The organism is Streptomyces murinus (genome assembly GCF_002154555.1).
GTDB lineage: Bacteria > Actinomycetota > Actinomycetes > Streptomycetales > Streptomycetaceae > Streptomyces > Streptomyces murinus.
In genome coordinates, this window is sequence record NZ_MUNF01000483.1 from 281 (window position 1) to 12,102 (window position 11,822).

General features: G+C 70.5%; 9 protein-coding genes and 1 pseudogene. 5 read left to right on the plus strand and 5 right to left on the minus strand.

Annotated elements, in window-relative coordinates:
• Positions 1-241, plus strand: a pseudogene (locus CCN72_RS40045) (XRE family transcriptional regulator); the annotation flags it as partial.
• Between the two features lie 42 nt (positions 242-283).
• Here CCN72_RS40045 and CCN72_RS27150 read toward each other — a convergent pair.
• The gene (locus CCN72_RS27150) at positions 284-1,231 is read right to left on the minus strand and encodes an ATP-dependent 6-phosphofructokinase (protein ID WP_086810431.1); all 948 of its coding nucleotides are present in this window, start codon (positions 1,229-1,231) and stop codon (positions 284-286) included.
• Between the two features lie 237 nt (positions 1,232-1,468).
• On the opposite strand from CCN72_RS27150, the gene pta reads away from it, so the two are divergent.
• The 3 genes from pta to pyk all read left to right on the plus strand — a co-directional run bounded on the left by pta (position 1,469) and on the right by pyk (position 6,297).
• Positions 1,469-3,583: a phosphate acetyltransferase gene (gene pta / locus CCN72_RS27155; RefSeq protein WP_086810433.1), complete on the plus strand. Its 2,115-nt coding sequence runs from the start codon at positions 1,469-1,471 to the stop codon at positions 3,581-3,583.
• Entirely contained in the window at positions 3,580-4,788 is a 1,209-nt protein-coding gene (locus CCN72_RS27160) for an acetate kinase (RefSeq protein WP_086810435.1), read from the plus strand. The genes pta and CCN72_RS27160 overlap by 4 nt, the downstream gene beginning before the upstream one ends.
• Positions 4,789-4,872: 84 nt before the next feature.
• The gene (gene pyk / locus CCN72_RS27165; protein WP_085566614.1) at positions 4,873-6,297 is read left to right on the plus strand and encodes a pyruvate kinase; all 1,425 of its coding nucleotides are present in this window, start codon (positions 4,873-4,875) and stop codon (positions 6,295-6,297) included.
• A gap of 99 nt (positions 6,298-6,396) precedes the next feature.
• Here pyk and CCN72_RS27170 read toward each other — a convergent pair whose 3' ends face one another.
• The 4 genes from CCN72_RS27170 to CCN72_RS27185 form a co-directional block, all read right to left on the minus strand.
• Entirely contained in the window at positions 6,397-7,782 is a 1,386-nt protein-coding gene (locus CCN72_RS27170; RefSeq protein WP_208638110.1) for a hypothetical protein, read from the minus strand.
• On the minus strand, positions 7,772-8,332 hold the full coding sequence (locus CCN72_RS27175) for a DUF6114 domain-containing protein (RefSeq protein ID WP_085566613.1): 561 nt from the start codon (positions 8,330-8,332) through the stop codon (positions 7,772-7,774). Before CCN72_RS27175 ends, CCN72_RS27170 begins: the two co-directional genes overlap by 11 nt.
• A 116-nt stretch (positions 8,333-8,448) precedes the next feature.
• Complete coding sequence (locus tag CCN72_RS27180) at positions 8,449-9,081, minus strand: DUF6230 family protein (RefSeq protein WP_086810437.1); 633 nt, start codon at positions 9,079-9,081, stop codon at positions 8,449-8,451.
• A gap of 622 nt (positions 9,082-9,703) precedes the next feature.
• Positions 9,704-10,681, minus strand: coding sequence for a tetratricopeptide repeat protein (locus tag CCN72_RS27185; RefSeq protein ID WP_086810438.1), 978 nt, complete (start codon positions 10,679-10,681; stop codon positions 9,704-9,706).
• Positions 10,682-10,923: 242 nt separating this feature from the next.
• Here CCN72_RS27185 and CCN72_RS27190 point away from each other — a divergent pair, with 242 nt between their 5' ends.
• On the plus strand, positions 10,924-11,541 hold the full coding sequence (locus CCN72_RS27190) for a TetR/AcrR family transcriptional regulator (protein WP_085566610.1): 618 nt from the start codon (positions 10,924-10,926) through the stop codon (positions 11,539-11,541).
• Positions 11,542-11,822: the final 281 nt, after the last annotated feature.

An 11,822-nucleotide genomic window follows, 5' to 3' on the forward strand; every position in this document is an offset into this window, starting at 1 on the left:
CGCGCTGCTGCGCGGGGCCGTGACCACCCGCTGGCAGGCGTATGTGCGCCAGGTCGGGGAGCTGGTGGCCGTGGAGCGCCCCGTCCTGGAGGAGGCGCTGCGCCGGCTGCACCGGGACTACCAGGGCCGGATGACCGCCACCCTGGGCTGGGGCGGCGGGGAGACGGCGGGGGCCGCCGGGGAGGAGTTCCTGGAGCGGATCGTGGAGAACTTCTGGGCGGCCGTCCGGCGGGAGCCGTAGAACTCCCGCCGGAACAAGGCCACTTCCGGGAAACCGAGCGGTCTAGAAGACCGACTCCGCCTCGTCCATCCGGTCCTTCGGTACCGTCTTCAGCTCGGNNGCCTCCACGGCGTGCCAGCCGAAGCGGGTGGCGAGGACGCGGTCGTAGGCGGTGGGCACGCCGCCGCGCTGCACATGGCCGAGGATGACCGGCTTGGCCTCCTTGCCCAGGCGTCGCTCCAGCTCGTAGGCGAGGGCGGTGCCGATGCCCTGGAAGCGCTCATGGCCGTACTGGTCGATCGCGCCCTTGCCGTAGTCCATGGTGCCCTCGGCGGGGTGCGCGCCCTCGGCGACGCAGATCACCGCGAACTTCTTGCCCCGGGAGAAGCGCTCCTCGACCATCTTGACCAGGTCGGCGGGGTCGAAGGGCCGCTCGGGCAGGCAGATGCCGTGGGCGCCGGCGGCCATGCCGGACTCCAGCGCGATCCAGCCCGCGTGCCGGCCCATGACCTCGACCACCATCACCCGCTGGTGGGACTCGGCGGTGGTCTTGAGGCGGTCCATCGCCTCGGTGGCGACGCCCACCGCGGTGTCGAAGCCGAAGGTGCGGTCCGTGGCGGAGATGTCGTTGTCGATCGTCTTGGGCACGCCGACGACGGGGAGGCCCGCGTCGGAGAGCATCCGGGCCGCCGTCAGGGTGCCCTCGCCGCCGATCGGGATCAGCGCGTCGATGCCGAACTCCCCGACCATGTCGGTGGCCCGCTCGCAGGCCTCCCGCAGCCGGTCCCGCTCCAGCCGGGAGGAGCCGAGGATGGTGCCGCCCAGGGCCAGGATGCCGCTGACCGCGTCCAGGTCGAGGGCGCGGTAGTGGCGGTCGAGCAGGCCCCGGTAGCCGTCCTCGAATCCGATGACCTCGTCGTCGTACTGCGTCACCGCGCGGTGCACGACCGAACGGATCACGGCGTTCAGGCCGGGGCAGTCGCCGCCTGCGGTGAGAACTCCGATGCGCATCGTGCTGTGTCTCCTGCTCGCTGTCTCGTCCGTGCGTGAGCCTTCCCCGATTCTTTCACGTCCGCCGGGGGGCCCTGCGATCCTGACGGGCGCCTTATCCCGGCCGAGGGGTACTGTCAAGAGGGTTCCGCTCACCCTGGTGGGCGATTTTTATGCCGACCCTTCGACGACGACCCTTTGACGACGATCTTTCGACGACGTCCCTATCGACGGCGACATGAGAAACGGAGTGGACACGTGACGCGCAGCGTGTACCTGACCGGCATCGACCGCGGCGACGGCCGCCAGGTCGTGGAGCTGGGGGTCATGGAACTGCTGACCCGGCAGGTCGACCGGGTGGGCGTCTTCCGCCCGCTCGTGCACGACGGCCCCGACCGGCTGTTCGAGCTGCTGCGGGCGCGCTACCGCCTCTCCCAGGACCCGGCGACCGTGATCGGCATGGACTACCGGGAGGCGTCCGCGATCCAGGCCGAGCAGGGCACCGACGAGCTGGTCTCCACCCTGGTCGACCGCTTCCACCAGCTGGCCCGCTCCTTCGACGTGGTCCTGGTCCTCGGCACCGACTTCGCCGCCACCCAGCTCCCCGACGAACTGGCCCTCAACGCCCGCCTGGCCAATGAGTTCGGCGCCTCCGTGCTGCCGATCGTCGGCGGCCGCGGCCAGAACGCCGAGTCGGTGCGCGCGGAGGTCCGCAACGCCTACCGCGCCTACCACGGCCTGGGCTGCGACGTCCTCGCCATGATCGCCAACCGGGTCGCCCGCGAGGACCGCGACGAGCTCGCCGAACGCCTCGCCTCCCGGCTGCCGGTGCCCTGCTATGTGCTGCCGGACGAGCCGGCCCTGTCCGCGCCGACCATCGCGCAGATCGCCCAGGCCCTGGACGCCCGGGTACTGCTCGGCGACGACTCCGGGCTCGCCCGCGACGTTCTCGGCTTCGTCTTCGGCGGCGCCATGCTGCCGAACCTCCTGACCGCCCTGACCCCGGGCTGTGTGGTCATCACCCCCGGAGACCGCGCGGACCTGGTCGTCGGCGCCCTCGCCGCGCACAGCGCAGGCACCCCGCCGATAGCCGGCATGCTGCTCACCCTGGACGAGGTACCGAGCCAGGAGATCCTGACGCTGGCCGCCCGGCTCGCCCCGGGCACCCCCGTCCTGTCGGTGCGCGGCAACAGCTTCCCGACCGCCGAGCGGCTGTTCTCCCTGGAGGGCCGGATGACGGCGGCCACCCCGCGCAAGGCGGAGACCGCGCTCGGCCTGTTCGAACGCCATGTGGACACCGCGGAGCTGGCGAACCGCATCGCGGCGACCAGCGGCGACCGCGTCACCCCGATGATGTTCGAGCACAAGCTGCTCGACCGGGCCCGCGCCGACCGGCGCCGGGTGGTGCTCCCGGAGGGCACCGAGGAGCGGGTGCTGCACGCGGCCGAGGTGCTGATGCGCCGGGGCGTGTGCGACCTGACCCTGCTCGGGCCCGTCGACCAGATCCGCAAGAAGGCCGCCGACCTGGGCATCGACCTCGGCGACACCCGGCTGATCGACCCGGCCACCTCCGAGCTGCGCGACGGCTTCGCCGAGAAGTACGCGGCCCTGCGCGCCCACAAGGGCGTCACGGTGGAGCTGGCGTACGACGTCGTCACGGACGTGAACTACTTCGGCACCCTGATGGTCGAGGAGGGCCTCGCCGACGGCATGGTCTCCGGCTCGGTGCACTCCACGGCGGCCACCATCCGGCCGGCCTTCGAGATCATCAAGACCCGCCCGGAGGCGGCGATCGTCTCCTCGGTGTTCTTCATGTGCCTGGCCGACAAGGTGCTGGTCTACGGCGACTGCGCGGTCAACCCCGACCCGGACGCCGAGCAGCTCGCCGACATCGCCGTCCAGTCGGCCGCCACGGCGGCCCGGTTCGGGGTGGAGCCGCGGATCGCGATGCTGTCGTACTCCACCGGCACCTCCGGCACCGGCGCCGATGTGGACAAGGTGCGCGCGGCCACCGAGCTGGTGCGTGCCCGCCGGCCCGATCTGAAGATCGAGGGCCCGATCCAGTACGACGCCGCCGTGGAGCCCACGGTCGCCGCGACCAAGCTGCCGGGCTCCGAGGTCGCCGGGCAGGCCACGGTGCTGATCTTCCCGGACCTCAACACCGGCAACAACACCTACAAGGCCGTGCAGCGCTCGGCCGGCGCGATCGCCGTCGGCCCGGTACTCCAGGGGCTGAACAAGCCGGTCAACGACCTGTCCCGGGGCGCCCTGGTGCCGGACATCGTGACCACCGTCGCCATCACCGCCATCCAGGCCCAGACCTCCGCAGACCGAGCAGAAGCAGACCGAGCAGAAAGCGTGCCCGCATCGTGACCGCGACCCGTGTCCTCGTCCTCAACTCCGGCTCCTCGTCGCTGAAGTACCAGCTGCTCGACATGCGGGACGCGAGCCGGCTCGCGCTCGGTCTGGTCGAGCGGATCGGCGAGCAGACCTCCCGGCTCAAGCACACCTGTGTCGGCACCGGTGAGACCCGTGAGCAGAACGGCCCGATCGCCGACCACGACGCCGCGCTCAAGGCGGTCGCCGAGGAGCTGGCCCGGGACGGCATCGGCCTCGACTCGCCGGACCTGCTGGCGATCGGGCACCGGGTGGTGCACGGCGGGATGTTCTTCACCGAGCCCACCGTCATCGACGACAGTGTGATCACCGAGATCGAGCGGCTGATCCCGGTCGCCCCGCTGCACAACCCGGCCAACCTGACCGGCATCCGCACCGCCCGCGCGCTGCGCCCCGATCTGCCGCAGGTCGCCGTGTTCGACACCGCGTTCCACACCACGATGCCGGAGTCCGCCGCGCGCTACGCGATCGACCCGAAGATCGCGGACCGCTACCGGGTGCGCCGCTACGGCTTCCACGGCACCTCGCACGCCTATGTGTCCCGCGAGACGGCCCGGCTGCTGGGCAAGGACCCCGCCGAGGTCAATGTGATCGTGCTGCACCTCGGCAACGGCGCCTCCGCGTCCGCGGTGGAGCGGGGCCGGTGCGTGGACACCTCCATGGGGCTCACGCCTTTGGAGGGGCTGGTGATGGGTACGCGCTCCGGTGATCTGGATCCCGCCGTCATCTTCCATTTGGCACGGGTTGGCGGAATGTCCATGGACGAGATCGACACTCTTCTCAACAAGAGGAGCGGCCTGTTCGGTCTGTGCGGGGACAACGACATGCGGGAGATCCGCCGCCGGATCGACGAGGGCGACCAGGAAGCCGCTCTCGCCTTCGACATTTACATTCACCGGCTCAAGAAGTACATCGGCGCCTATTACGCCGTCCTCGGGAAGGTGGACGCGATCGTGTTCACCGCCGGGGTCGGGGAGAACGCGGCGCCCGTGCGGCAGGCGGCGATCGCGGGCCTGGAGGGGCTGGGCGCGGCGGTCGACCCGGAGCTGAACTCCGTACGCGGCGACGAGGCGCGGCTGATTTCGCCCGCGTCCGCGCGGGTGGCCGTGGCCGTGGTGCCGACGGATGAAGAACTGGAGATCGCGACGCAGACCTACGCACTGGTCGGAAAGAGCAATTGAGCAGCACCTGAGCAGGAGTCCTCTCATTTGTATCTTCCGCCAGACGGAATATTCCGTAGCGAAACAAACCGATAGGATCGCCCCATGCGCCGTTCGAAAATCGTCTGTACTCTCGGCCCCGCGGTCGACTCCCACGAGAAGCTCGTCGCCATGATCGAGGCGGGCATGAACGTGGCCCGCTTCAACTTCAGCCACGGCTCCCACGCCGAGCACCAGGCGCGGTACGACCGCGTCCGGGCCGCGTCCAAGGAGACCGGCCGGCCCATCGGTGTCCTCGCCGACCTCCAGGGCCCGAAGATCCGCCTGGAGACGTTCGCCGAGGGCCCGGTCGAGCTGGAGCGCGGCGACGAGTTCGTCATCACCACCGAGGACGTGCCCGGCGACCGGCACATCTGCGGGACGACGTACAAGGGGCTGCCGGGCGATGTCTCGCGCGGCGACCAGGTCCTGATCAACGACGGCAATGTCGAGCTGAAGGTCGTGGACGTGGCGGGCCCCCGGGTCCGGACGATCGTGATCGAGGGCGGTGTCGTCTCCGACCACAAGGGCATCAACCTGCCCGGCGCTGCCGTCAACGTGCCCGCGCTGAGCGAGAAGGACATCGAGGATCTGCGGTTCGCGCTGCGCATGGGCTGCGACATGGTCGCGCTGTCCTTCGTGCGGGACGCCAAGGACGTCCAGGACGTGCACCGCGTCATGGACGAGGAGGGCCGCCGGGTCCCGGTCATCGCCAAGGTGGAGAAGCCCCAGGCGGTGGAGAACATGCAGGACGTGGTCAACGCGTTCGACGCCGTGATGGTGGCCCGCGGTGACCTCGCGGTGGAGTACCCGCTCGAAAAGGTCCCGATGGTGCAGAAGCGCCTGATCGAGCTGTGCCGGCGCAACGCCAAGCCGGTGATCGTGGCGACCCAGATGATGGAGTCGATGATCACCAACTCCCGTCCGACCCGCGCCGAGGCCTCCGACGTGGCCAACGCGATCCTGGACGGCGCCGACGCGGTGATGCTGTCCGCCGAGTCCTCGGTGGGCGCCTACCCGGTCGAGACGGTCAAGACGATGTCGAAGATCGTCCAGGCCGCCGAGCAGGAGCTGCTCTCCAAGGGCCTGCAACCGCTGGTGCCGGGCAAGAAGCCGCGCACGCAGGGCGGTTCGGTGGCCCGCGCGGCCTGCGAGATCGCCGACTTCCTCGGCGCCCGCGGCCTGGTCGCGTTCACGCAGTCCGGTGACACCGCGCGCCGTCTGTCGCGCTATCGCGCCGCCCAGCCGATCCTCGCCTTCACCACCGAGGAGTCCACCCGCAACCAGCTCACGCTGAGCTGGGGCGTGGAGCCGTACGTGGTGCCGTTCGTGGACACCACCGACGACATGGTCGACCAGGTGGACCAGGAGCTGGCCGAGCTGGCCCGCTTCGAGAAGGGCGCCACCGTGGTCATCACGGCCGGCTCGCCCCCCGGTGTCCCCGGCACCACCAACATGATCCGGGTGCACCACCTGGGCACCGACAACTGACGCAGCCCGCACGGGTCTTGTACGGCGCTGAGGGCGCCCCCTGCGAACAGGGGGCGCCCTCTGCGGTGTTGCGGCTCCCGGACGGGTCTGGGGGACCGGTCAGCCGGTCGTGTACACATGCATCCCGGGCACGTGCAGGCTGCCGCCGAACTGGGCGGCCTGGGTCACCTTCACATTGGTGAAGTAGATCAGCGGGAGGTTCAGCGGGGGCGGGCTGTCGGGGGTGAACGTCATCGGGATCAGACCGAACAGGTTGCCCGAGATCGACTCGGTGTACATCACGGTCTTGCCGTCGCGGATGGTCGACGTCGAGCCCTTGGACGCCTGGACGTGGTACGTCTTGCCGGACAGCGAGTCGTGCACCGTCTGGTGCAGATCGCCGATGTCGGTGCCGTCGGAGATGACGTACTTCAGCACCTTCTTGGTGGTGCCGCCCGCGGTCCTCACCTCGACGATGCCCTGATAGTCGGCGCCCTTGAGCAGCAGTGAGCTGGCCTGGAGGTACCAGGGGTCGTTCGCCACCGGCACCGGGTTGTCGACGCCGCCCTCGTCGGTGGTGGCCGCCGGGCAGTCCTCGGCCGAGGGGCTCGCGCTGCTGGTCGGGCTCGGGGTCGCCGAGTCCGCCGTGTCCTTGACCGCCTTGCCCGCGTCGTCGACCGTCCTGGAGACCGTGCCGGTGGTGTTCTTCACCGTGTCCCCGACCGTCTTGGCGGCCTTGGAGGTCGAGTCCTTGACGGTGTCGGACAGCTTCGTGCCGGACGACGACGCCGTGGCGCCGGACGCGGACGGCGAGGGGCTCGCCGAGGGCGTGGCGCTCGCGGACGGCGTGGCGGTGTCCTGCTTGCCGCCGGTGAGGATGTTCCCGAGGGTGTCGCCGATGGTGCCGAGGAGTCCGCCGCCGCCCTGGCTCGCCGACGCGCTCGGTGTCGTCGTACCGGAGCCGGATCCGGAGCCCGTACCCGTGCCGGAGCCCGAGCCGGAGGTCGCGGTCGGCTTCGGCGCGGTCTTGCCCGCGGAACCCGTGTCCGAACCCGAGCCGGAGCCCGAGTCCTTGGACGACGAGTCGGACGTGTCCTTGGCAGAGTCCTTGGCGGAGTCCGTGCCGGTGTCCTTCGTCGCGTCACCGCTCGGCGAGGACGTCGGGGTCGGCGCCTCGGTGGACTTGGTGGCCGAGGGCGACGGCGAGGACGAGGGGTCCTTGCTGTCGTCCAGCGCCTTGACGCAGTCCTTGTACTCGTCCGCCGTCAGGCTCTTGGCCGCGGGCGAGGAGGCCGGGCCCCCGCCGTTGCCCGCCGCGAGGGCGAGCGTGGAGGTGAAGCCCATGCCCATGAGCACGGCCGTCGGCATCGCCACGGTGGCTATCGCCTTGCCGGCCGGCATGTGGAACCTGGTGAACAGCGGCTTTCTGGGGGCCGCGTGGCGGGCTCCGGTTCTCCCGCGGGACTCGTCCGCGTCACTCCCGCGGCTCACCTCGTCAGCCGGCACTGTGCCTCCCGTTCGCCCCGTTGGCCGGGCTCGTTCCTGACAGGTCGTTCGGCTCGTACGTACCGTCCGTGCGCTGGTCGGGCAGCGACGCGGCCTCGGGTGCGCCGCCCGTGCCCGGGGCGGCCTCACCGGCCCCCGACTCCGGTCCCGCGGGCTCGCCCGGCGCCCACGCCACGGCCATCGCCCCGCCGATGAGGGAGAACAGGAAGCCGAGGACGAATCCACCGAAGTTGGATACGGGGAGGGACACCAGCGCCAGCAGGATCGCGGCGACTCCCGCGAAGGTCCGCACATGCTTCTGGAACCAGAGGCTGATGCCCAGCACGACGAGCAGCACACCGATGATCAGGGATCCCGCTCCCGCGGTGGTCGCCATCGCCAGCGTGAGGTGTCCCAGCTGGAGGTGGGCGTACGGGAAGTACATGATCGGAAAGCCGCCGAGCAAGACGAACAGACCTGCCCAGAACGGCCGCGCGCCCCGCCAGGCGCGGAACTGCTGCCTCCGGACGTTGAACTGGCCGGGGTCGGCGGCAGGGGTCTCGGCGCTCATGGAAAACAGCTCCCTGGTGCGGCATTGCTGTGGTGATGACGTGTGCCACGTGTGAAGACGCGGCGGATGTGGCGCGGGCGGGGGCGCCGTCGGCTCCCCCGCCCGTCAACGAGTGCCTAGTAGCACTCGTGTGTGCCCGCCTGCACGGACATGTGCAGACCACTGAGCTTGAAGGTGCCGGCCGTGGTCGCCCACGCCGTCTGCTTCACACCGGTCAGCGTGGCCGAGTCGGCCTGCTGCGCGAAGCCGAACGGGTTGGCCTGCTCCTTGCCACCCTTCATGCCAGGACCCTTGCCGGCGTCCTGGGCGGCAACACCGATGTCGATGTTGTTGAAGGTGGCGTCGGCGCTCAGGTCGTCGACGTCGATGTACAGCTGGCTGGCCTCGACCGGCTTGTCCGCGCCGGCCTTCAGCACGAGGCTGACCGAACCCAGCACCGGGATGTTCGGCGTGACGACCGACTGGCACATGTTCGTGATCTCGGCCGAGTTGAAGGCCGAGACCGCGACCGGGTGGGTCGTCTGGCCACCGCTGAGGGTGTAGCCGTTGTCGAGCGCGCCGTACTGCTCGAAGCCCTTACCGACCAGCTTGTCGGCGGACACCTTGAACGACTGCCCGGACACGCTGAACGAGGCGGCCAGCGCACCCTGAGCGAGGGCGACACCTATACACGCCGTGGCGGCGACGCTGGGCACCATGACCACAGCGAACCGCTTCCATCTGGTCCCGCCACGCACCTGGGACTCCATATTTCCTCCTTCTCGGACGTACATCTCCTGGCCCGGACTCGCCCACGTACGGCGGCCCAGCCGGGCAGGGATGGGAGAAGTGCTACGTCCTCGGGAAGGAGAGCGCCCGTACTCGCAGGCGCCTACGCGCCCGAATCACCGGCGATCACCCCCGAGCGACAACCACTGGTCGCGCCTGACACACATCACGCACAACCTTGCTGGGCAGGCTTCGCCGGCCGGCGAAGACCCCCCTGCCCGAGAGCCGGCGCCACTGCCGCCGGCTCTGCTCGGTGGGGACCCAGAGTCTCCCTCGCCCCGACCGGATGCCGGGGTACGGGAATGGACCGAGCGTCGCCGATCGTGGTGCAAATTGGCCGCCCGCACAAGGGGGTTCGTTACTGGCTAGTAACGGGCGGATAACCGGGAAACGACCAGGTGATCTCGGAGGGCGACACTCAGTCGCAACACAGGGCAGAGCAAAGCCGTTGATCTCTGTACGAAACCAGACAGATCAACGGCCTTGATTTACTCGGAGTAACAGCCGCCCCGATTGCCAAGATTTGGCAAAGCGGAGCGGCCTCAACGCCTTGTCGGCAAACCTTTCACCCCGGCGTCACAGGCCGTGGCGTTTAGCGACTGGTCAGAAAAGCGCCCGCGCGAGCGCCCTGCGAGCGCCGATCACCCGGGGGTCCTCGGAGCCCACGACCTCGAAGAGCTCCAGCAGCCGGCGACGTACCGCGTCCCGGTCGTCACCCGCCGTGCGCTGCACGGTCTCGATCAACCGCCCGAAGGCGTCCTCGACATGACCGCCCACCAGATCCAGGTCCGCGGCGGCGATCTGCGCGTCCGCGTCCTTGGGCTTCTCGGCCGCCTCCCGGCGCACCTTCTGCGGGTCCATGCTCTGCACCCGGCGCAGCAACTCGGCCTGCGCGAGACCGAGTTTGGCCTCGGGGTGGGCCGGGTCGTCGGCCAGCACATTCTGGTACGCGGTGACCGCGCCGTCCAGGTCGCCGGCGTCCAGGGCCTGGGCGGCCGCGTTCAGCAGCGCCTCGTACGGACCCACCGGGACCTCGGCGCCCGCGCCGGGGGTGCCGCCCGGCTGTGCGTCCGGGTCGACGGTCAGACCGGTCAGACCGAAGCGCTCCTCGGCGACCTGCACCAGCTGGTCGAGGGTCCCGCGGATCTGCTCCTCACCGGCCGTCCCCTGGAACAGGGGCAGGGCCTGGCCCGCCACGACGGCGAACACCGCCGGGATGCCCTGCACCCCGAACTGCTGCATCAGCATCTGGTTGGCGTCGACGTCGATCTTGGCGAGGAGGAAGCGACCGGCGTACTCGACGGCCAGTCGCTCCAGGACCGGGCTCAGCTGCTTGCAGGGCTGACACCACTCGGCCCAGAAGTCGATGACGACGGGCACCTCGGCGGAGCGCTGGAGGACCTCGCGCTCGAAGCCCGCCTCATCGACGTCGATGACGAGATCGGCCGGGGAGACGGCACCCGTGCCGCCCTGCCGGGCCGCTTCGGCGCGCGCCTGCTCGGCCTTGGCCTTGGCCTCCTGGGCCGCCTTCACCGCGGCGAGGTCGACCACGCCGCTCATGGACATGTTCCGTGGCTGCATGCGTCTATCCTCCCCCGATCCCGCGTCTGAAGAAAAAAGCGTCGATGTCCGGCGCCGGGTCCCCACCCGCGCCGTGCCGTTCTGCCCGCGTACGTCCGTCACGTCCACCCGCGTACGTCCGTCGCGAGCTTTCGCTACGACCCGTAGCGTAATGGCAATGTGGGGTCGGGCGACACCGCGTTCCGGTGATCTCCCTCACGACGCCACGGATCCGGCCGCCACCGGCCGGTTATGGTCGGGGGATGCAGAGCCGCACCCCCGCCAGCCGCCCCGGGCGCCCGCGCAGCGCCACCGCGGACGCCGCGATCCTGGCCGCGACCCGGGAAGCGCTGGTGGAGCTGGGCTGGTCCAAGCTCACGCTCCAGGACGTGGCGATGCGCGCGGGGGTCGCGAAGACCACGCTCTACCGCCGCTGGGCCGGCAAGAACGAGCTGGTCGTCGACGCGGTCGCGGAACTCTTCGACGAGCTGCGGCTGCCGGACGCGGGCAGCCTGGCCGCGGACATCGAGGGCGTGGTCCTCCAGTTCGCGGCGCTCCTGGACCGTCCCGAGTGCCGCAGCGGTCTGATGGCGGTGGTCGCGGAGTCGACCCGCGACGAACCCCTGCGCGAACGCATCCGCGCCTCGGTCGTGGAACGCCAGAAGCGCCTGGTCGTCGAGGGCCGCTCGCGCGCCCAGGCCCGCGGTGAACTCCCGCCGGAATCCGACCCCGAGGAGAGCGCCCGCACCATCGACCTCACCTTCGACATGGTCGCCGGCGCGGTCGTCCACCGGACCCTGGTCAGCGGCAAACCGGCCGACGGCCCCTGGATCCGGAGCTTCATCAGGGTGCTGCTGCTGGGGTTGTCGGCCCCGGCGTGACGGCCCGGGACCGTTCCCGGAAGCGGCCGGAACGGTCCGGACCGACGCACGTTCCGGCCGCGCCCGGACATCCACGCTCCCCACCCGGCTCCGACGGACCCGGCACCCGAGCCCGCCTGCATGCCGGTGGCGCCCATGCCGAGCCACTGAGCCATGCTCACCCGCCGCCGCCCCGAACCGCCCCGCCATCGGCCCGAGCCGCCCCGCCCCGCCCCGGCCCTACGAACGCCGGGCCCTTGCCCGCGCCCTCTGCTACCCGGCCGGAACGCACCGGTTCCGCG